Annotated in this window: 19 protein-coding genes; 13 read left to right on the top strand and 6 right to left on the bottom strand. The window is 52.1% G+C overall.

Annotation, left to right across the window (positions count from 1 at the left end):
* Nucleotides 1-14 precede the first annotated feature (14 nt).
* On the top strand, nt 15-773 hold the full coding sequence (locus EHT87_RS08105; RefSeq protein WP_124905603.1) for an SDR family NAD(P)-dependent oxidoreductase: 759 nt from the start codon (nt 15-17) through the stop codon (nt 771-773).
* Nucleotides 774-783: 10 nt separating this feature from the next.
* Here the strand turns inward: EHT87_RS08105 and EHT87_RS08100 are convergent, their stop codons facing one another.
* The 5 genes from EHT87_RS08100 to EHT87_RS08080 form a co-directional block, all read right to left on the bottom strand.
* The gene (locus EHT87_RS08100; RefSeq protein WP_124905601.1) at nt 784-1698 is read right to left on the bottom strand and encodes an EamA family transporter; all 915 of its coding nucleotides are present in this window, start codon (nt 1696-1698) and stop codon (nt 784-786) included.
* Between the two features lie 123 nt (nt 1699-1821).
* On the bottom strand, nt 1822-2007 hold the full coding sequence (locus EHT87_RS08095) for a hypothetical protein (protein WP_124905599.1): 186 nt from the start codon (nt 2005-2007) through the stop codon (nt 1822-1824).
* A gap of 38 nt (nt 2008-2045) precedes the next feature.
* Nucleotides 2046-2432 (bottom strand): hypothetical protein, encoded by a 387-nt coding sequence (locus EHT87_RS08090; RefSeq protein ID WP_124905597.1) that lies wholly within the window; start codon nt 2430-2432, stop codon nt 2046-2048.
* 307 nt (nt 2433-2739) lie between these two features.
* On the bottom strand, nt 2740-2925 hold the full coding sequence (locus tag EHT87_RS08085; RefSeq protein WP_124905595.1) for a CsbD family protein: 186 nt from the start codon (nt 2923-2925) through the stop codon (nt 2740-2742).
* Nucleotides 2926-3061: 136 nt separating this feature from the next.
* Nucleotides 3062-3511 (bottom strand): DUF2147 domain-containing protein, encoded by a 450-nt coding sequence (locus tag EHT87_RS08080; protein ID WP_124905593.1) that lies wholly within the window; start codon nt 3509-3511, stop codon nt 3062-3064.
* Nucleotides 3512-3707: 196 nt separating this feature from the next.
* Here EHT87_RS08080 and EHT87_RS08075 point away from each other — a divergent pair, with 196 nt between their 5' ends.
* Nucleotides 3708-4241, top strand: coding sequence for an acyl-CoA thioesterase (locus tag EHT87_RS08075; RefSeq protein WP_124905591.1), 534 nt, complete (start codon nt 3708-3710; stop codon nt 4239-4241).
* 45 nt (nt 4242-4286) lie between these two features.
* Here EHT87_RS08075 and EHT87_RS08070 read toward each other — a convergent pair whose 3' ends face one another.
* Complete coding sequence (locus tag EHT87_RS08070) at nt 4287-5750, bottom strand: leucine-rich repeat domain-containing protein (protein ID WP_124905589.1); 1464 nt, start codon at nt 5748-5750, stop codon at nt 4287-4289.
* Nucleotides 5751-5998: 248 nt separating this feature from the next.
* On the opposite strand from EHT87_RS08070, the gene EHT87_RS08065 reads away from it, so the two are divergent.
* From EHT87_RS08065 to EHT87_RS08015, 11 genes are all read left to right on the top strand, one after another.
* Entirely contained in the window at nt 5999-6370 is a 372-nt protein-coding gene (locus tag EHT87_RS08065) for a BlaI/MecI/CopY family transcriptional regulator (protein WP_124905587.1), read from the top strand.
* A gap of 4 nt (nt 6371-6374) precedes the next feature.
* On the top strand, nt 6375-8438 hold the full coding sequence (locus tag EHT87_RS08060) for a M56 family metallopeptidase (RefSeq protein ID WP_124905585.1): 2064 nt from the start codon (nt 6375-6377) through the stop codon (nt 8436-8438).
* Nucleotides 8439-8589: 151 nt separating this feature from the next.
* Nucleotides 8590-9972, top strand: a complete 1383-nt coding sequence (locus tag EHT87_RS08055; RefSeq protein WP_124905583.1) for a glycoside hydrolase family 88 protein — start codon at nt 8590-8592, stop codon at nt 9970-9972.
* Nucleotides 9969-10847, top strand: a complete 879-nt coding sequence (locus EHT87_RS08050; protein ID WP_124905581.1) for a sugar phosphate isomerase/epimerase family protein — start codon at nt 9969-9971, stop codon at nt 10845-10847. Before EHT87_RS08055 ends, EHT87_RS08050 begins: the two co-directional genes overlap by 4 nt.
* A gap of 43 nt (nt 10848-10890) precedes the next feature.
* Complete coding sequence (locus tag EHT87_RS08045; RefSeq protein WP_185716160.1) at nt 10891-12036, top strand: Gfo/Idh/MocA family protein; 1146 nt, start codon at nt 10891-10893, stop codon at nt 12034-12036.
* A gap of 97 nt (nt 12037-12133) precedes the next feature.
* Complete coding sequence (locus tag EHT87_RS08040; RefSeq protein ID WP_124905579.1) at nt 12134-12904, top strand: 3-ketoacyl-ACP reductase; 771 nt, start codon at nt 12134-12136, stop codon at nt 12902-12904.
* 133 nt (nt 12905-13037) lie between these two features.
* Nucleotides 13038-14342 carry a Gfo/Idh/MocA family protein gene (locus EHT87_RS08035; protein ID WP_124905577.1) on the top strand — a complete coding sequence of 435 codons (1305 nt, stop codon included), beginning with the start codon at nt 13038-13040 and terminating at the stop codon, nt 14340-14342.
* 158 nt (nt 14343-14500) lie between these two features.
* Complete coding sequence (locus EHT87_RS08030; protein WP_124905575.1) at nt 14501-15745, top strand: MFS transporter; 1245 nt, start codon at nt 14501-14503, stop codon at nt 15743-15745.
* Entirely contained in the window at nt 15729-17207 is a 1479-nt protein-coding gene (locus tag EHT87_RS08025; protein WP_124905573.1) for a hypothetical protein, read from the top strand. The genes EHT87_RS08030 and EHT87_RS08025 overlap by 17 nt, the downstream gene beginning before the upstream one ends.
* A 216-nt stretch (nt 17208-17423) precedes the next feature.
* A complete protein-coding gene (locus EHT87_RS08020; protein WP_124905571.1) occupies nt 17424-19844 on the top strand; it encodes an ABC transporter permease in 2421 nt (806 codons plus the stop codon).
* 101 nt (nt 19845-19945) lie between these two features.
* On the top strand, nt 19946-21811 hold the full coding sequence (locus EHT87_RS08015) for a CocE/NonD family hydrolase (protein ID WP_124905569.1): 1866 nt from the start codon (nt 19946-19948) through the stop codon (nt 21809-21811).
* Nucleotides 21812-21826: the final 15 nt, after the last annotated feature.

Below are 21826 nucleotides of genomic sequence, written 5' to 3'. Positions count from 1 at the left end.
CTTTTGTAACCCCCATGACTTTCCAAACTCAGACTGCCATCGTAACGGGCGCGGGCATTGGCATCGGTTTCGCCATTGCCCGCCAGCTGGCCCGCCAGGGTGCTTCCGTATTACTCAATGACCTGGATCAACGAGCCGCCCAACAAGCGGCCGACCTGATTCAGAACGAAGGAGGCCGCTGTTTGGCGTATCCGGGGGATGTTTCCGATGTGGCGTTTATTCAGGAAATGGTGGATAAAGCCGTTGCCGAGTTTGGCAAACTGACCCTGGTGGTGGCCAACGCAGGCATCACAATTTTTGGTGATTTCTTCGAATACCAACCCGCGGCTTTTCAGAAAGTAGTCGACCTGAACCTGCGGGGCAGCTTTTTCCTGACTCAACTTGCCGCCCGCCAGATGAGGGACCAGAACGAAGGGGGCAGCATTTTGCTGATGTCATCCGTAACGGGTCACCAGGCCCATCCGGGGCTGGCCGCCTACAGCATGACCAAAGCCGCCCTTGAAATGATGGCCAGAAATCTTGTGCTGGATTTGTCGCCCTACGGCATTACCATCAATGCCGTGGCTCCGGGTGCAACCCAAACCGAGCGAACGCTGGATGATCCGACGTATGTGCCCATCTGGTCGCGGATTACACCGATGGGACGCCCGGCTACGGTCGACGATATTGCCAATGCCGCCTTGTTTCTGCTTGCCCCGCAATCACGCCACATCACCGGCCAGAGCCTGGTTGTGGATGGCGGGTGGACGTCGGTAAGTCCTCCGCCGGTTTAACCGGAAAGCCTCATTTTCGGCCTAAAGTAATCAGAACCACACCCGATAGAATGACCAGTGCCGCTAAAATCGAAGCGCTGGTCAGGGTCTCGCCAGCGAACGCCCAGCCGAGTAGCATGGCAACAACCGGGTTGATGTAGGCATAGGTCGAAACCAGTTGGGGCGATGCGTTGCGGGCTAGCCAGGCAAAAGACGAAAAACCAATGATGGAGCCAAAAATGATCAGATACACCAACGATCCAATGGCTTCCACCGGGGCGTGACCAATGCTCGTCAAGTTGACGTTTTCCGTGAGCAGGCTGATGAGTAACAGGACCAGACCGCCCACCAGCATCTGGATTGCACTGGAAATCAGTTGCGGAGGGAGCGTTAGCCGGGAGGAAAGCAAGGTGCCAACTGCCCACGAAACGTTGGCAATCATGATCAGTCCAACGCCTAGCCAGAGGGTATTCGTTGGGGAAACGCCCATACCGGTGGGCTGAACCAGCAAGGAAACGCCCATCAACCCCAGAACCAGACCCGCCAGTGATAAGTTGGTGGGCCGGATGTGACCGAAACTCACCCAGTTGAGCAGAATGATGAACAGGGGAACCAGCGCGGCCAGAAGTGCGGCTATGCTCGACGGAATATATTGAAGTGCCAACGACATGCATCCGTTGGCAATGGTAAGCAGTAACACCCCGATAATGCCCGCTGAAATCCACTGTTTCGGAGCCGGAACGGGGGTTCCGGTGATGCGGGCGTAAAGAAATAAAAGCAGGCCGGCCGTGCTCAACCGTAAGGATGCCATGTAAAGGGGTGGCATCTTTTCGGTCATAAAATGAATGAATAAGTAGGTAGATCCCCACAACGTGTAGACGGAACCTAGCGCCAGCCAGAGCGTTAACCGGGGTGACTGGACTTTTTTAACATATACCGTGTTCATCGCGCCTGAATTCTTTGTTGTTTAACAACACCAAAGAAATAGAAATATTTCCAGAGATGAACTGCGATAATTTTTAATGGAAGTGATTAATTTTAATAATAGTCAGAACAAGACTCCTGCGGTCTAATTATAATGGCCGGGATTGCCCAGGGTAAAGGGCGTTTTCTCAACCACGGTAAATGTAACCGTATTGCTGAGGACTTGACGATACCGGTGGATGTATACCAAAAATAAGGCATCGAACAGCGAAGGATCGTCGGTCGTTTTTAGTCTTTGGAGGATTTCAGTTACGTAAACAGTGTCGTTCATAGGGTAAAGGATCGTTGTGACGTCAATCAAGGGAACTGCTACTCGTCAAGTGTGGATTCGAACCAGCTATTTAATGGTGGATGCTGTTGTAAAAGATCTTCAAAAATAGTGTCTGTCTGTAAATTGACGGTTTTGAGCGTGTGGATATGGGCGTTAAACCGGCTCATGGATTCCGCGTTTTCGTTGGACAGGCGGTGGGTAGACGGCGGTAGGTCCTGAATCAGGCGGGCGAGGGTACTGACCAGCATTTTTTTTAAATTGACCAGTTGATTCCGGGCCTGCTGCGGAATGAGCAGGACATCGCTCTGCCGAAGGGCCAGATCCAGAAAGTGGTAGTTTTGATAGATTTCGTCCGCTGCCTGCCCCCATTCAGGCAGTAGATTACTAAATTGGGTAATCGGATCAGGGCTTTGGTAATTACTCATTCAGTGAATGGCGTTTGAGTGAAAAAATGAAGCGACTTACTTCACCCATTTAGATGCCATAACCCCCGAAAAGTAACACCCGTTTTCAAACCTTCTCTAAATAAAATCGTATTCTGTTTTTTCTCTGACAGGTAGTTTACTTATTGTCTGTTAATTAAAGCGTCAAATCACGGCGGTAATACCGCAAGGAGTCGATGGCTGGCAGTTTTCAGAATCCGGCCGGGTCGGAATTTCGCCAGTCCGGACAAAACAAAACCGCCGGAAGCCATCAGCTTCCGGCGGTTTTGTACCGTTTGTATGTTTTTGGTTACAGATCGGCAACAGCTTTATGGATTTCGTCTTTCGTCTTACCCGTTTTCTGTTGAAGCTTGCCCCACATTTCGTCTTCCTGTCCTTCCGCGTACGTCAGATCGTCGTCGGTCAGATCACCGTAGGCTTGTTTAATTTTGCCTTTCAATTCATTCCAGCCGCCTTTAAGGGTTGTCTCGTTCATGATTGATTATCGTTTACAACGTTAGTAATAAGGACGCGATTCCGAAGAATCTTGCTACTATAACAAGCCGTCGTGGAAAATGTTTTGGGAATCGAATACAGACCCGGACAGGAACCCCGTCCTACGGTTTGACCCGTCAGTTTACCCGGGTCCAGGTCTGGGTTTTGCCGAGCAGCGAAATACCGACATAACCGCGAACATCGAGCGTGTTGGGATTTTTCAGGGTCATTTTGCAATTGTATTCCTTGCCATCTTCGGGATTATAAATGTGACCATCCTCCCAGACTTTGCCGCCGTCAAAAACAAATCCCTGCATGACGTCCATTCCCAGCAGGGGGCGGGAACGCAGGGCGGACTGGTTGTTTTTCAAGTCGGTTTTGGGTTTTCCGGTCGAAGGGTCGGTCGGTTCTCTGAGCCAGACCAGTTTACCAAAATAGTGTTCGCCTTTTTTGTAAATCTGGATGTGGCCCCGCTTCGTTCCGTTCAGCCAGGTACCTACAACGGCGTCCGGATTATATTGCGGAGTAAAGGACATTAACGTACTGACGCACAGGAGAAAAAAGGCACTTAAACGAAACGACTTCATTTGCTTTAAACGATGTTGATGGAAACCCGGTTGATTTACTGAATTAAACGTAAAAATAATTAAAAATGTGTGCGCCCGAATTACACGGATTTGCGGAATAAGGCTGATTTTTGCAGGAAATTCCTGCCAAGGCAGCCGTTTGTACAAGAAATTGGTCCCAGTACCGCCCATGTAGTCCGAAACGGACGATTCTGATATGATAAAACTAGATCCCACCAAAACCTATCCGCACGAAACGGAGTCGCGTACCATTATCCGTTTTCAGGACTGCGATCCGTTGCAACACCTCAACAACGCCAAATACCTCGACTACTATTTCAACGCGCGTGAGGATCAGGTCGCTACGCAATATAACTTCAGCCCGGCCCAGTTGTTTCGCGAATACAAGACAAGCTGGGTGGTTTATCAACACCAGATTGCCTACGTGCGCCCGGCCGTCGTCAGCGAGTGGATCCGGATTGTATCACGGATTATCTATTATAATGAAGATACGATGGTCACCGAATATTACATGACCGATGATAGCGGGAAGCAGTTGAAGAACGTTTTGTGGATGACTTCCAAATACGTCAGTGTCGTAACCGGTCGGCGCATTCCGCACGATCCCGACGTGATGGCTTTTCTGGCCGCCATCTGTGTACGTGATGTCGATTTCCATAACCTGAATTTTAACGACCGAATCCGGCAGATCAAGGATCAGTTGCTGGAGGAAAGGTTCGAGGGCGATTAGGAAACCGGTGCCGGTACTGTCCGGGCTTCTTTTCCATCACCCAGGCTAATAAAATACTTCCGTTTTATTGCCCTCCAGTTCTTTAATCAGGCTGGTCGAAACCGTTTTGGTTTCACTGACGGGATTTCCGCGCACATACAATTTTTTGAGGGTTTGAATTTGGGTCAGCTCCGTGGGTAAGGTGATCAGGCGGTTATGACTCAGATCAAGTTCTTCCAGATTGGGCAGCGTTGAAACCTGATCGGGAACCCTGCTGAAAACGTTGTGACTAATATCCAGAATTCGTAAATAATAGAGTTTCTGGACACTGGCGGGCAAACTACCGAGAAAATTGTGGTGGGTGTACAGGACCTGAAGTTGCCGCAGCCGCCCCAGTTTTTGCGGTAACTCATTGAGTTTGTTGTTGGAAATGGCCAGTTGTTGCAACCGGCGTAACCGGCACAGGCGCTCCGGAAGTACGCGTAAGTTGTTGTAATACAGGTCCAGAACTTCCAGCCGCTTCAACCGACTGATCGATCCGGGCAACTCCTCGAGTTTGGCCCGGTATAAATTGAGATCTTTCAGGCGTCGCAGCCGTCGCAGGGGCGTGGTGGTGATGCCCCCCGAAAAATCATTCAGCCCAAGCCACAAACTTTCCAGCCGCCGGTTGCGGCTTATCGCTTTCGGAATCGTGGTAATTTTCGTCGACTGGATGTTCAGCACTTTCAGGTGTTTGTTCCGAACCACGTGAAGACCTTCATTCCCCAGCGGATTACCGGAAATGTTAAGTTGTTTCAAGGTCCGGATCGTAAAGACCTTGCCGGGAATTTCGCGGAGGGAATTGGTGCTCAGATCGAGTATTTCCAGATTCGGGAACCGGTAGATGACTTCCGGTATAGCGCTTAATTCCAGCGTATTAAAAACCAGGTTTTTGACAGTATCCGGGCGCGTTGTTTTTTCGGCTTCTTCCAGGGTGGCCATAATGCCGGGTCCCCGGCGCAGTTTTCGTTTGGAAGGAATTTTGCCAATGGCCAGACTGGACGTATACCGGTACGGTTGATCACCGGTTACCGGAAAGTGGTAGGTGGAAAACCACTGACACAAAACCGGTCCAATCCGGTCTTTCAACCGGATCGTAGCCAGGCTATCCGAACGCATTCGGGTGAAGTCGCGCCCAAATTCATAATGCACCTGTCTGACGGAGCCGTCGGCGTTGGCATAGAGATGCACGATCAGGTAACAGGTCGTGTCCTGCAACAGGTTAGCCTGCTTCAACATCCGGTTGATTTCTTTGCCAAACTGTTCGTTCAGTTCAAACCGCTTCTTTTCGCCGGGATCCATTTCGTCTATCGTTCGAAAACCGGGCTGGCGGGTTCGAAAACCGGGGTCGATAATCGTTTCGACCGGTATATAGTTTTTCGCCAACGTTTTGGAAACCGCGTCGTGTTCCGATTTGGTTAAACAAACCGTTTGCGCGGTAACGTTTCCGAAGATCAGGATACCCAGAAGCAACAGAAAGGATTTAGTCATGACTACTAGTCTTTAACGTATTATATAGGTGAATAACGGTAAATATAGTTCAAATTCAAAATCCGATGGCTTGACTTTACTTTTTTGGCCAAAAAAAGCCCATTTAACATTTATTACGAAAAGTTTCGTAGCAAAAACTTGACAACTACGAAACGATTCGTATATCTTTGTTACGAACTATTTCGTAGATCAATTTCCGAACGAGTATTGTCAGCCAATTTACCGATTCGAACAGTAAACAAAAAACCATGAAACCAACAGAATCTGAACTGGAAATTTTGCAGGTATTATGGGCCAAAGGGCCCAGTACCGTGCGTCAGGTGAACGAACAATTGAGTCAGGGCCGGGAAGTGGGCTATACCACCACGCTGAAACTGATGCAGATTATGCACGAAAAAGGCTTGCTCAGCCGCACCGAAGAAGGCCGGTATCACATTTATCAGGCCCTGATTGGCGAAGAGGAAACGCAGCAACATCTGCTCGACCGGTTTGTCGATACCGCATTTCGGGGTTCGGCTATGAAACTGGTCATGCAGGCATTGGGCACCAGCAAGGCAACTCCCCAGGAACTGGCGGAATTACAACGGCTTATTCATAATCTGAACCCGGAAAACAACTAATCCGATGACGGCATTCAACTTATTTTCAGAACCGTTCACGAACGCACTTGGCTGGGCTTTGGTGCACACACTCTGGCAGGGAACCATTCTTGTGGCTGCCGCAGCCCTGGCGCTGCGCCTGACTCAAAAACAGCCGGCGTCGGTGCGCTATGGCATCGGAATCGGTGCTCTCGCGTTGCAGTTACTGATTTTTATGGCAACGCTATGGATTTGCTACGAACCGGTTCGGTCGGCCGTTTCAATCAGTGGCGATCCGCAACTTACCGGACCACAAACCACCATCGTCCGCAATTTATCCCTAAGCAGCGATTGGGGGGGCACACTGAGCTTCTGGCTAAACCGGCATTTGCCGCTGTTGGTAACGGCCTGGCTCTGTGGCGCGGTTTTGCTTCTGGTGCGGTTATTTGGAGGCTGGTTGTTCGTTCAGCGGTTAACCCGGAGGAACATCCGTTCGGCTCCGGAAGCCTGGCAGCGCTACCTGCACCAGACAGCCCGTCAACTTGGAATCACCAAAGCCGTGCGGCTGGTCGAATCGGCCGAAATTGCCGTTCCGATGACGATCGGCTGGTTGAAACCGATCATCCTGTTGCCCATCGGTTTGCTGGCCGGGTTGTCGCCACAGCAGGTCGAAGCGGTTCTCGCCCACGAACTGGCGCACATTCGGCGGTATGATTACCTCGTCAATCTCGTGCAGTCGGCGGTCGAGATCGTTTTATTTTTTCACCCGGCCATCTGGTGGCTATCGGCTCGGGTTCGGGAAGAGCGCGAACATTGCTGCGACGATGTGGCTATCCAACTGCGTGGCGAACGGGCGAGTCTGGCTCAGGCCCTGGTTCACATTGAAGAACGTCGCCAAGCTGTTTCAACGACCCCAGCCTTAGCCATGGCATTCGGCGCCCGCAAACAGTCATTCATGCAACGTGTAAAGCGGGTGATTGGCGTCAGCGAGCAGCAGTCTGCCAAACCGAACGGTTTGCTGGTCGCGGGTTGTCTGGTCATGCTGGCCGGTCTGGTAACCGGTCAGCACGTTTACCGGCCAGCGACCATGAGCCAAAAGCAGGGCAATGCCGTGGCCCGTATTGGGTGGAAGAAGGACACTGCCATTCAGCCGTCGATCCCGGAAGGCAGAAAGGTGGGTAGCCTTGCGAAATTGGAGCCGGTTTTGAATGATACGATTGATCCCGCTACCCGAATCAGGCTGGAAAAAGAACTCGAACACCACAATCGGCAGGTAGAGCGTCTGGAACTGGAAATGGAAAAAATACAGTTGCCACTAAATGGTCTCGAAAAGCAACTGGAAATGCAGGATCAGGTGATGCGGCTTTCCGACAAAGAGCTGGAAAAGGTGACTCAGCAGCTGGAGAAAATGCAAATTGAGCTGGAACGCAACATCGGCAAGGCGACCGAGCTGGAACTAAAAAAGTCCCGGTTGAACGGAAAACTGAATCAATCGGAACGGTTACTGCTGGAGCAGGCGCAGTTGAATAGCACGAAATACCAGAAACAGATGGAACTGCTCAATGACAATGTCATCGCCAGAACCCACGAAAAAATGCAGGCACTGGTCGACGGGCCATTGCGGATTTTACACGATTCGATGGGTGTATTTTCGGCAAAAGCCGCTGCTCTGGCCGAAAAAGCCAGTTTCCATGCCGTAGAATTGATGAAGCTGGAAGGGAAACTTTTCGGGTTGGATTCGCTCCCGGCTCTTCCTCCGGTTCCGGAGCCGGCACCCATACCCGCCATCGCTCCGGTTCCGGCCCTTGCTCCTCATCCCGCGCCAGTGCCCAGACCGGCCCGTGCCAAAGGAGCATACGAGTACAATGGCAAACGCTATACGAGTCCGGATGAAATGCCTAAACCGGCCAAACCACCGGTTCCGCCAGCCCCCGCAGCCTCGGGCCTGCCGGCGCTGGCCCCCACACCACCCGTTCCGCCCACTGAACTAGTGGCCCCGCCCGAACCGGCAGAGCCGACGAAAAACGTACGGATGAAGCATCGGAAAAGGGCGGACTCTTTCAAAACGAAAGCGCCCCAGCCGGCCAAATCGGGAAGTACTCCCCGCTAGAAAATGCAGATGAGGGCGGCTAAATCCGGATTTAGCCGCCCTTTTTATGACGCCGTCCACCAACTTATTTTTCACAAAACCGGTAAGTAAATGGCCCGCTTGTCTTTTGTCGATAATTCAATGGATTTCTTTCCGTTTTTAGTATCGACCAATGATTCAAATTAACTACGCCCTTCAACCGGCCGACTTCAGGACCCGACTCAAGCAATTCTGGGATTTATCCGCCCAAAAAATCAACCTCATCGATTCCCATTACGATACGGCCAAAGGTTCGCCGGTTTTTACGGTGCAGGGTCAGTATACAACCCGCGGCTGGACCGAGTGGACGCAGGGCTTCCAGTTTGGGTCGGCCATTTTGCAATTCGACGCCACCGGCGACCCGCATTTTTTAGACGCAGGGCGGCAAAAAACGCTCGATGTGATGGCTCCGCACATCAGCCACACCGGTGTTCACGACCACGGTTTCAACAATGTGAGCACCTATGGGAACCTGCTGCGGCTCATGCGCGAAGGGAAAGTACCGTTCGACGAATGGGAAAAGAACTTCTACGAACTGGCCCTCAAACTATCGGGTGCCGTGCAGGCCAATCGCTGGACAACCGTCAAAACCGGTGGATTTATTCATTCTTTCAACGGGCCGCATTCACTCTTTGTCGATACGATCCGGTCCTGCCGGGCGGTGGTGTTGAGCCACAGCCTGGGTCACGTTTTTCAGGGCGAAGGCGACGTGAAAATTAACCTGCTCGAGCGCGCGCTGCAACACATGAAGGCCACTGCCGAGTACTCGGTTTTCTACGGTGAAGGACGCGACATCTACGACCTCTGGGGACGCACGGCCCACGAAAGTGTTTTCAATACCAAAGACGGCAATTTTCGATGCCCCAATTCGCAACAGGGCTACACCGGTTTTACGACCTGGACGCGCGGTCTGGCGTGGGCCATGTGCGGTTTTGCCGAACAACTGGAATACCTGACTTTGCTCGGTGATGCTGAACTGGAACACGCTGGCGGTCGGCAGGTGGTGGAAGCCTTCATGCTCAAAGCCGCCCGCGCCACCTGTGACTTTTACATCGAGCAGACCCCCATCGATGGCATTCCGTATTGGGATACCGGTGCACCCGGTTTGGCCAAGCTGGGGAATTACCTCGATCGGGCGGCCGAACCCTACAACGATTTTGAGCCGGTGGATAGCTCCGCAGCCGCCATCGGGGCGCAGGGACTGCTCCGATTGGGTAAATACCTGAACGAAAGAGGTGAACTTGAAAATGGCTCCCGCTATTGGCAAGCGGGATTAACGGTGTTAGATTCACTTTTCAAAGAGCCGTATCTCAGCACCGACCCGAACCACCAGGGCTTAATTCTGCATTCGATCTACCACCGCCCGAATGGCTGGGATCACGTTCCGGAAGGTAGCAAAATTCCCTATGGCGAGTCGAGCATGTGGGGGGATTACCACGCCCGCGAAGTAGCACTTTACCTCCAGCGGACTGTGGACAACGCACCGTACTACACCTTTTTCGGAGCCATTGGATGAGCGCAACTCCTTTAACTGAAACACCGGGCCAGGAACCGGCCTTCCAGGAATCTCCATTCCGGGACTTCTCGAAACTCTGCGTTCATACCATCACCACTAAACCGTGGTCTATCGAAGAGGCCGCCGGGCATTTTTCACGATCCGGCATCGGCGGTATTACCGTCTGGCGGGATGCCCTGGCCAACCGCAACATCCGCCAAACCGGCGAGTTGCTCCGGGACCATAATTTGAGCGTGGTTTCCCTCTGTCGGGGTGGCTTTTTCCCACATCGGGACGCTGCCGGTCGGCAAGCCGCGATTGACGACAACCGTCGGGCCATCGACGAAGCCGCCGAACTGGGCGCGCCCCACGTCGTGCTGGTTTGCGGTGCCGCCCCCGGCCAGCCCCTGACCAAATCCCGCAAACAAATTCGGGACGGTATTGCCCATCTGTTGCCCCACGCCGAAGCCAACGGCGTCCGGCTGGCGATTGAACCTTTACATCCGATGTATGCCGATAACCGCTCGGCAATCAACACGTTAGGTCAGGCAAATGACATGGCCGAAGAGCTAAATTCGCCGTATGTGGGCGTGGCGGTCGATGTCTATCATTTGTGGTGGGACCCGAATTTGGAGCAGGAAATCGCGCGTTGCGGTAAAAACGGGCATTTGTATGCTTTTCATATCTGTGACTGGAAAACCCCGACGCTGGATCTGCTCAACGACCGCGGACTCATGGGTGAAGGCTGCATCGACGTTCGCCAGATCCGGTCGTGGGTGGAAGCCACGGGTTTTAGCGGTTTCAACGAAGTCGAGATCTTTTCAAACCGGTATTGGGCGGAAGATCAGGCGGAATTTCTGGAAAAAATCAAACACGGGTACCTGTACCACTCGTAATGAACCATTCAACCATTTCAGTCATCTAACCATTTTTTAAACGGTGAAAGAACACAAAGTCGGTATTATCATGAACGGCGTAACCGGCCGTATGGGTACCAATCAGCACCTGATGCGCTCCATTGTCGCCATTATCAAACAGGGGGGCGTTCGGGTCGGTCCCGATGAAGTCATTATGCCGGATCCGATTCTGGTCGGCCGTGATGTCAATAAACTCGAAAAACTTTGCCAGCAGTCGGGTGTGCAGAAAATGACGACCAACGTCGATGAAGCCCTCGCTGATCCCCATAACATCATTTATTTCGACGCCCAGACCACGGGCCGCCGGGCTGAGGGCGTTCGCAAGGCCGTAGCTGCCGGAAAGCACGTGTATTGCGAAAAGCCGACCGCCGTCAGCACCGAAGTGGCGCTGGAACTCTACAACCTCTGCAAAGCCGCCGGTTTGAAAAACGGTGTGGTGCAGGATAAACTGTGGTTACCGGGTTTACTGAAACTGAAACGGCTGATTCAGAACGACTTTTTCGGCAAAATCCTATCCGTTCGGGGTGAATTTGGCTATTGGGTGTTTGAAGGACACACCATTCCGGCGCAACGGCCATCGTGGAATTACCGCAAGGAAGACGATGGTGGTATTATTGTGGACATGCTGTGCCACTGGCGCTATGTGCTTGATCACGTGTTTGGTAAAGTAAAATCCGTATCTTGTCTGGGTGCGACGCACATTCCCGAACGCATCGATGAGCAGGGAAAACCGTATGTCGCTACGGCCGATGATTCTGCCTATGCAACCTTTGAACTGGAAGACGGTATTGTGGCTCATTTCAACTCATCCTGGACCGTTCGCGTTCGCCGGGATGATTTGCTGACGTTGCAGGTGGACGGCACGAAAGGATCAGCCGTGGCTGGCTTGCGGGAATGTTACATTCAGCATTATGGCAACACGCCCAAACCAGTCTGGAACCCCGACATTGAGCAGCCGATCAAATTTTTTGAAGGGTGGGCCAAAGTTCCGGAGCAGGAAGTATTCGAAAATGCCTTTAAAGTCCAGTGGGAGCTGTTTTTGAAGCACGTCGTAAAAGATGAGCCGTTTCCCTGGGATTTGCGGGAAGGCGCCAAAGGGGTTCAACTGGCCGAAAAAGGCATCGAAAGCTGGGAAAAACGCTGCTGGGTCGACATTCCTGAACTTTAATAGGAACGCGGATCGAACGGATTTTCACGGATACTAGTGAAGAAAAATCAGTACAAATCCGTTCGATCCGCTCAATCCGCGTTCCCATCACTTTAAAATGAAAAAAATAGCCTTTGTAACCGGCGGCAGCCGGGGAATTGGATACGGTGTTGCGGAGCACTTGGCGAAAGCCGGGTTCGATCTGGCCATCAACGGCGTTCGTCCGGAAGAATCGGTAGGAGAGGCCCTGGCCGGTTTGCAGGAATTAGGGGCCGAAGTCCTGTATTGTCAGGGCGATATTGCCTCGCGGGACGACCGTACCCGAATGCTCGACCAGATCCGGGATCGTTTTGGACGGTTGAACGTACTCGTCAATAATGCGGGTGTTGCCCCGAAAGAACGCCGGGATATTCTGGAAGCCACGGAGGAAAGCTTCGAGTATGTTTTGTCGACGAATTTGCAGGGAGCGTATTTCCTAACCCAGGCCGTAGCGAACTGGATGGTTCGTCAAATTGCTGACGGAAAGGGTTTTACGGGCAGTATAATAAATGTTTCATCGATATCGGCAACGGTTGCGTCAGTGAATCGGGGCGAATATTGCGTAGCCAAAGCGGGCTTAAGCATGGCAACCCAGTTGTTTGCCGCCCGCTTGGGCGAATACGATATTCCGGTTTATGAAGTACGTCCGGGTGTCATCCGTACGGATATGACGGCAGGAGTTGTCGGCAAATACGACAAGCTGATCGAAGACGGATTGATGGTCCAGAAACGCTGGGGTTTTCCCGACGATGTGGGCCGGGCAGTGGCCTCGCTGGCCCGCGGTGACTTTCCGTATTCAACCGGGCAAGTGATCATGGTGGATGGTGGCATGACCTTGCCAAGACTTTGAAAAACGGAGTTGTTTCGCTGAGTTAACCGGAGAAAACCAGAGTTAAGCAGAGTTTTTTCTCTCTTTCTCCGCTCAACTCTCTTGCCCTCCGCTCAACTCCGCGAAATAACTAATTTTCCTAAACCGCTTAAACATGAAAAACCAATCCGATTCCCGGAGGACTTTCCTCAAAACCGCAGCCACCGGCTCACTCGCCGTGATGGGTTTACCCACCTTCATTCCGGCCCATGCCTTTGGGGCCAACGACCGAATCCGTGTGGCCGTCATCGGCGTGAACGGGCGTGGGAAAGACCACATCGCTAACTTTTCCAAATTGCCGAACGTGGAAGTTGTCACGCTCTGCGACGTAGACAATGTCGTTTCCGCCCAGCGTGCGGCTGATTTTGAGAAAACCTACTCGCGAAAAGTGAAAACCGAGCAGGATTTGCGGAAGGTGTACGAGGATAAAAACATCGACGCTGTCAGCATTGCCACGCCTAACCACTGGCATGCGCTCGCGGCCATCTGGGCGTGTCAGGCCGGAAAAGATGTGTATGTCGAAAAACCGGGTTCGCACAACCTGCGTGAAGGGAAGAAAATGGTGGAAGCAGCCGCTAAATACAACCGGATTGTGCAGCACGGTGTGCAATTGCGCAGTTCAACCGCCATTCAGGAAGCCATCAAGCATCTGCGCGACGGTTTGATCGGAAACGTATACATGGCACGGGGACTGGTTTACAAATGGCGTCCTGACATTGGCAATAAAGGCAACGGCCCCGTTCCGGCCGGACTCAACTGGGATTTGTGGCAGGGGCCGGCCAAAGCCCGCGAATTCAGTCAGAACTACGTTCACTACAACTGGCACTGGTTCTGGGATTATGGCAACGGCGACATTGGCAACCAGGGCATCCACGAAACGGATTTGGCCATGTGGGGGCTGGATGTCGGCTTGCCGGAAGAGATAACGTCTGCCGGGGGAAAATACCTCTGGAAAGACTGCAAGGAAACGCCGGAACTGCTCACGTCGACCTACAATTATCCGAAAGAAGGCAAGGTGATTCAGTTTGAAGTACGTCCGTGGATGACCAACCGGGAAGACGGCGTCGAAGTGGGTAACCTCTTTTACGGTGACAAGGGCTACATGGTCATTAATGGCTACAACGATTACAAAACCTTTCTGGGAAAAGAACGCACGCCGGGTCCGGCGGGCCACGCGGGGGGCGATCACTACCTGAATTTCATCGAAGCGGTTCGGGCGCGCGACAAATCGAAGCTGAACGGCCCGGTTGAAACCGCCCACTTATCGGCGGGGCTGGCCCACCTCGGTAACATTGCCTACCGTCTGGGACGCACGTTGAAATTTGACCCGAAAAAAGAAGAATTCATCAGCGATTCGGAAGCTAACGCACACTTAAGCCGTCAATACCGCGCACCGTACGCGCTGCCGAAGCAAGTCTAATTTCGGTTTACGGTATTCGGTTTATGGTTTACAGTTTACGGTATTCGGTTTACGGTGGCTGACGCATTCCTAAGCGCGCGTCAGCCACCGTAAACTGTAAACCGTAAACCGAATACCGTAAACCATAAACTGTAACCCATAAACCCGTTAACGAAAAAATGATTGAGCAACCCAAATCCCAGGAAAGCCTTCGTAAACAATTGCTTCAACTTCCGGTGCTGGTAGCCGCATTAGGCTATTTGGTGGATATGTACGACTTATTTCTGTTCAGTGTAGTGCGGGTTCCAAGCCTGAAAGCACTCGGTGTCGGAGCCGACCAACTCTTGCCCGATGGGATTATGCTGTTGAACTGGCAAATGGCCGGGATGCTGATCGGCGGTATTTTCTGGGGCGTTCTGGGCGACAAACGGGGGCGGCTTTCCGTCCTTTTCGGGTCCATCCTGATCTATTCACTGGCCAACATTGGCAACGGTTTCGTCACCAGTTTGCCGCAATATGCCGCTTTGCGGTTTGTGGCGGGTTTGGGTCTGGCGGGCGAACTGGGCGCGGGCGTTACGCTCGTTACGGAAGTGCTGCCAAAGCAGATTCGGGGCTACGGAACCACCATTGTGGCCACGATGGGCGTTCTGGGCGCTATTATGGCGTACTTCGTGGCCGATCTTTTTGAATGGCGAATCTCTTATTTTGTCGGCGGAGGACTCGGTTTGATGCTGCTGGTGCTGCGGATGAACGTGTTCGAATCCAAGATTTTTGAAGTGGTAAAAGAACGCCAGGTCAAGCGGGGTGATCTGATGATGTTGTTTAACGACCGGAAGCGGTTTCTAAAGTATTTACAGTGCATTCTGGTTGGATTGCCCATCTGGTTTGTCGTCGGAATTCTGGTTACGTTTTCGCCGGAATTCGGCCAGGCCATGGGATTAACCGAGCCGGTGGTGGCCGGAAAAGCCGTTATGCTCACGTTTACCGGCCAGGTTTTTGGCGACATTGCCAGCGGATTGCTGAGTCAGTATTTCAAAAGCCGCAAAAAAGTGATGGGGAGTTTCATCGCACTCTCGCTGCTTTTCGTGCTGATTTACCTGCTGGCTCCTTTAAAAAGCCTCTCCATGTTTTACCTGGTTTGTATATTCCTTGGCATTGCCAACGGCTACTGGGCGTTGTTCGTGACGATTGCCGCCGAACTTTTCGGTACCAACTTGCGGGCAACCGTCGCAACCACGGTGCCCAACTTCGTTCGTGGGGCGGTTATTCCGTTAACCTCGCTGTTTGTTTACGGGAAAGGTCAGGTTGGCACGCTCAATAGTGCGCTTGGCGTTGGTTTATTAACCGCAGCGCTGGCGTTTATCGCCCTGTATTTTATGGAAGAAACGTTCCGGAAGGATTTAAATTATGTCGAAACGGACTAGCTGTTTTCGGGTCTTGCTGGTGGCTTCCCTGGCCTTTTCCGGTTCGGCGCTCCTGGCGCAACCGGAGGCAACATTCCGCTTGCATCCGCAAAATCCGCATTATTTTCAGTATCAGAACAAGCCTATACTGATCGTTGGTTCGGGAGAACACTACGGCGCGGTCGTTAATCTGGACTTCAACTATGTCCGGTATTTACAGGCCACAGCCACCGACGGCATGAATACCACCCGGCTTTTTACCGGTGCTTACATTGAAAAACTGGGAGATTTTGGCATCCAGAAAAATACCCTGGCTCCGGCAGAAGGTCGGTTGCTGCTGCCGTGGCGCCGGAGTCAGGAGGCCGGTTATGCGTTGGGCGGCAACAAGTTCGATCTCAATCAGTGGGACGACGCCTACTTCGATCGGCTGAAGGATTTTATGACCCAGGCCCGGCAGCACGGCATTATTGTGGAAGTCAATCTGTTTTCAGCGCATTACAGCGACGGATGGAAATACAGTGCGCTGAATCCGAAAAATAACGTCAATAAAACCGATAGCCTGCCTTCACAACGGGTCAATACCTTGCAGAATGGAAATTTGCTGGTCTATCAGGAACGGTATGTGCGAAAAATTGTCCGGGAATTGAATGGGTTTGGTAACTGTTATTTCGAGATTCAGAATGAACCCTGGGCCGACCAAACGGAGATCATCCTGAAACACAACGAGTATGGTCCCGAAAAAGACTGGCGTTCGACTTTGCAGGTGGTTTCGCAACGCTCCAATGACTGGCATCGGCAAGTGGCCCGCTGGATTAGGGACGAAGAAAGCAAGTTGCCCGTGCAGCATTTGATCTCCCAGAATATCAGCAATTTCCATTATCCCATTGCCGATGCGGACCCTACTATTTCAATTTTTAATTTTCATTACGCCCTGCCCGAAGCCGTCACTGAAAATTACCAGCTCAACCGGGTGATTGGTTTTAATGAAACCGGTTTTGCCGGTCGTGACGATGCGACTTACCGCCGACAGGCCTGGCGGTTTTTGATGGCGGGGGGCGGTTTGTTCAATCAACTCGATTATTCGTATTCCGTTGGTGCCGAAACCGGTCAGGATACGTCATATAAAGCGCCCGGCGGAGGCAGCCCGGCTTTGCGGGCGCAGTTCAGAATCATGAAGGATTTCTTCGGGAAACTCAATTTCGTCGACTACAAACCGGATCATCAGGTGGTGGCATCGGCTCCCGGCGCAATGGCTCAGGCCCTGAGTAACGGAAAGTCGGAATGGGTTATTTACTACGAACCCATGGCCGTAAAACCGCATGACGTCCGATTGAATTTGCACAAAGGTACGTATCAGGCTGCGTGGACCGATGTGGCAACGGGCCGAAAACTGAAGACCGAAACCGTAATCAACGGACGGTTACCGGTGCCGGCCGATGGCAACGAAAAAGTGGTCGTCATCCGGGTTGCAACTGGAAAGTAGCTCTCGTTTCTGTCCCAGGCATAGACTGCCGGAAGGCGGTATCGGGCCGCGCCACAGGCCGGGAAAATACAGCAAACGATAAGTCGGGAACCGTCAGTCGGGGTTTCTGTTGCGAAAAGGCTTCTTTTTAGCAACAGAAACCCCGACTATTTTTAATTATTCGTACTTTGGGAATCGATCCCCATTTCGGTTTTCGCGAATTTCCCCGTTCTGCCAATGCTGCGACATTATTGTACCGTTGTTTTTCGAACCATCCTCCGAAACAAAGTCTATACCGGCATCGTCGTCATTGGCTTGGCTTTTGGAATGGCGGCTTTTCTCCTGATTTCCGGCTACGTCCGTTTTGAACAGAGCTACGACCGGATTCACCCCGGTGGCGACCGGATCTACCGCGTCGAAAGCCTGTTTTTCAAGAACGGCGTCAAAACCGATCATTGGGCCACCAGCACCAACGGCTATGCACCAGCCATGAAACAGGCCTTTCCGGAGGTGGAAGCCTACACCCGCATTGCCTGGCGGGGATCAACCCGAATGGTTCGGTATGAAGCCACCAAATTTCGGGAAGACCACGTTTGCTTCGCCGATTCCAACTTTTTTACCTTTTTCAACTATCCGGTTCTGAAAGGTGACCGAAATTCATTTCTGACGGCCCCTAATACCGTTGTTATTTCGGAATCGGCCGCCAAGCGGTATTTTGGAAATGCCGATCCCCTGGGCAAATACCTCGATGTCAGTACGATAGCCAGCACGTTCCATTGTCAGGTAACGGGCGTGTTCGCCGATTTGCCCCAAAATTCCACCATGCAGTTCACGATGCTGCTGTCGTGGACAACGGCCCGACGAATTACCTGGGATTTCTGGTATCAGCACGAAAGCTACTCCTTCGTGCGGCTTCGTCCGCACGCCGATCCGCAAAAGCTGATTGCGAAATTCCCTGCGTTATCAGACAAATATAAAACCGAAGAAACGATGCGTGAAAGTGTCTGGAGCATCGATCTGGTTCCGCTCTACGACCTGCATTTGAATCCGGCTAAACAGAATGAGATCGAAGTGAAAGGAAACCGGCAGGCGGTTCTGTTTCTGTCCGCCATCGCCTTCGTCATTCTGATCATCGGCTGGGTCAATTACATCAACCTCTCGACGGCACGGGCCATGGACCGCGCCAGGGAAATCGGTATCCGGAAAGCCGTTGGCTCCCATAAATCCCTGCTGATTTTCCAGTTTTTGTTCGAATCACTGCTTCTAAACGGCCTGGCGTTGGTGCTGGCAATCATTCTGGTGATTAGTTCGGGTTGGGTTTTACCCGGTTTTCTGGATATCCAAACTTACTCCTTTGACTGGTACAGCCCCGGTCAGTACGGACTATTTGCCCTTGTCTTTCTAGTCGGGACCGGCATTTCGGGTCTCTACCCGGCGCTCGTCCTGTCGAAGGTAAAACCGGCTTTGGCGTTAAAAGGGCAATACCGGTTTACGGGGAGCGGGGCCCTTTTGCGCAAAGGGCTGGTGGTTTTTCAGTTTGTAACGTCGATGGTGTTGATGGTGGGGACGTTCGTTGCCTGGCGTCAATTGTCGTACATGATGAATCAGGACCTGGGCGTTCGGGTCGATCAGATTCTGGTGTTACGAGCGCCGGTGAAAACCGAAAACTACGACCAGAAAACCCAGACGCTGAAAAATGAGCTGAAAGCCATTCCCGGAATTAGTGAAGTAACCGGTTCGGGTGCAATTCCGGGCAAGGAAGTGGGGCAAAATCTGGCTAACCGCCGGTTGCATGATAGTCCGCAGGACGACAAGCTGTACGAAATGCTGATGGTGGATTTCGATTTTATGAAAACCTATGATTTGAAACTGGTCGCCGGTCGTTCATTCGACCGCAATCGTCCGGCCGATTCGCTGGGCTTGGTTCTGAACGAATCGGCCGTGAAGCAATTTGGGTTTCAGTCGAGCGAGCAGGCCATAGGAGAAAAAATCCTGCTGGAAACGACGCATGACCGTCCGAACGAAATCATCGGCGTTGTCAGGGATTACCACCAGCAATCCCTGCAAAAGCAGTTTACACCCCTGATTCTGTTCATGGACCCGAGATACCGCTGGCTTCCGACGGATTATTATTCATTGAAAATCAGCACGGATCAGGTCGACGGCTTAGTCGATAAAGTGCAGGCCGTCTGGGGTAAATTCTTCCCTGAATCGTCGATGGATTACTTTTTTCTGGACGATTTTTTCAACCGGCAATACCGGCAGGACCGGCAATTTGGCCGTACGTTTCTCCTCTTTTCGTCGCTGGCCATTTTGATCGCCTGTATGGGTTTGTTTGGAATGACGTCATACAGCACCGCCCGGCGCACGAAAGAAATCGGCGTTCGGAAGGTATTGGGCGCGTCGGTCGCGAGCGTTCTGAGGTTGCTGGCCTGGGATTCCGTACGGTTGCTTTTGCTGGCGGGATCACTGGCGGTGCCGGTTTCCTGGTATTTGATGCGCCAATGGCTGTCGGTTTACGCCTTCCGGATTAATTTAAACCCGGTTCACTGGCTGGTTCCATTGCTGGTGCTGGTGTTCATTGCACTGGCAACCATCAGCTATCTGACGGTCAAAGCGGCTTTGGCTAATCCGACAAAATCGCTGCAAAATGAATAGTCCGTACCCACGGACCGCCCCGTTTAGTCCGTGTTTAAAATTTTGAAAGGTGTTAAACAAGTTATTACCAGAAATTACGGACTAGAGTCCGTGGGTACATTATGAAAATACGGTTTCTGATTGGTTGGTTTCTGTTCGTTTCGATTGGCTGTTTCGCCCAGGGGCCGGCGGCAAACCCCTTCATTAAGGAAAATTACGACAAGTTTGAATACCAGATTCTGATGCGGGATGGGATCAGGCTGTTTACGGCGGTGTATGTACCGAAAGACATTTCGGCGGAAAAAAAATACCCGATTCTGATGCAGCGGACCCCGTATTCGTGCCAGCCGTACGGTGCCGACCAGTTCCCCCGGCGCCGGTTTGGACCCTCCGAATTTGTCATGAAAGATAAGTATATCATTGTCTATCAGGATGTTCGGGGTCGCTGGATGAGTGAGGGTGTTTTCCAGGAAATGACCCCGCAGATTGCCGTGAAAAAGTCTAAGACGGATGTGGATGAAAGCACGGATACGTACGATACGGTGGATTGGCTCATCAAAAATATTCCGAACAACACCGGCAAAGTCGGGCAGTGGGGCATCAGCTATCCCGGTTTTTACGCTTCCGTAGGGGCGTTAAGTGGCCATCCGGCCCTGGTCGCGTCTTCTCCGCAGGCCCCCATGGCCGACCTCTGGCGTGACGACAGCTACCACAACGGGGCTTTTCTGATTCCGCACAACTTCAATTTCTACCCGTATTTTACCAACCGCACGGATGGGAAACCGACCAAAACGCCTTCCAACAAAGAGTTTAAGTACGGTACGGAAGACGGTTACGAGTTCTTCCTGAACCTGGGGCCCCTCAAAAATTCGCAGAAACCGGACTTGTACGGGGGCAAGGATCCGTATTGGAATGGAAATCTGGCGCATCCCAATTACGACGAATTCTGGCAATCGCGGAATATTTTGCCGCATTTGAAAGGCATCAAACATGCGGTGATGATTGTTGGCGGCTGGTACGACGCCGAAGATTTGCACGGTATTTTCAAAACCTACGCGGCTATTGAAAAACAAAATCCGGGCATTTATAACATCCTGGTGGCCGGTCCGTGGACCCACGGTGGCTGGAATGATACCGGCGACCAGTTGGGAAGTGTGAATTTTGGCGAGAAAACCGGACCGTATTTTCAGGAAAAGATTGAGCGGAAATTCTTCGCCTATTTCCTGAAAGGCGAAGGCGATGCCAAATTTCCCGAAGCGCAGGTCTTCGAAACCGGAAGCAACACCTGGCGGAGTTTCGACGCCTGGCCGCCCAAATCGGCCGCCGAAAAAAATCTGTACCTGGTGCCGGGCGGAAAATTAACCTTTGAGGCTCCGGCCAAAAATACCGGTTTTGCCGAATTTGTTTCCGATCCGGCGAAACCGGTACCGTTTACCGAAACCATTTCAATCGACATGAACCGGGATTATATGGTGGAAGATCAGCGGTTTGCGGCCCGTCGGCCCGATGTGCTGGTGTTTGAAACCGACGTTCTCGCCAGCGATGTGACGCTGGCCGGGAACATTCTGGCCAACCTGAAAGTCTCCACGACCGGCACCGATGCCGACTGGATCGTTAAACTCATCGATGTTTATCCGGGGGATGCGAAAGACAATCCGAATACGGCTAAAAACGAGAAAATGAGCAGTTTTCAGCAACTGATCCGTCACGATGCGTTTCGGGGGAAATTTCGGGAAGATAAAACCCGGCCGAAACCGTTCAGGCCGGGTGAGGTAACCAGCGTCAACTACGAATTGATCGATGTCCTGCATACGTTTAAAAAAGGCCACCGCATCATGGTTCAGGTCCAGAGTACGATGTTTCCGCTCTATGATCGTAATCCGCAGAAATTTGTACCCAACATTCACAACGCCAGCGAAGCCGACTACCAGAAAGCCACGCACCGCGTGTATGGCGGGAGCTTTTTGAAAGTACGGGTGGTGGAGTAACACCCGTTTTCGCTA

Origin of the sequence: Larkinella knui, from assembly GCF_003858645.1 — a bacterium.
Classification (GTDB): Bacteria; Bacteroidota; Bacteroidia; order Cytophagales; family Spirosomataceae; genus Larkinella; species Larkinella knui.
The sequence above is the reverse complement of the archived record's forward strand: the minus strand, read 5'-3'. Positions and strand labels throughout refer to the sequence as shown.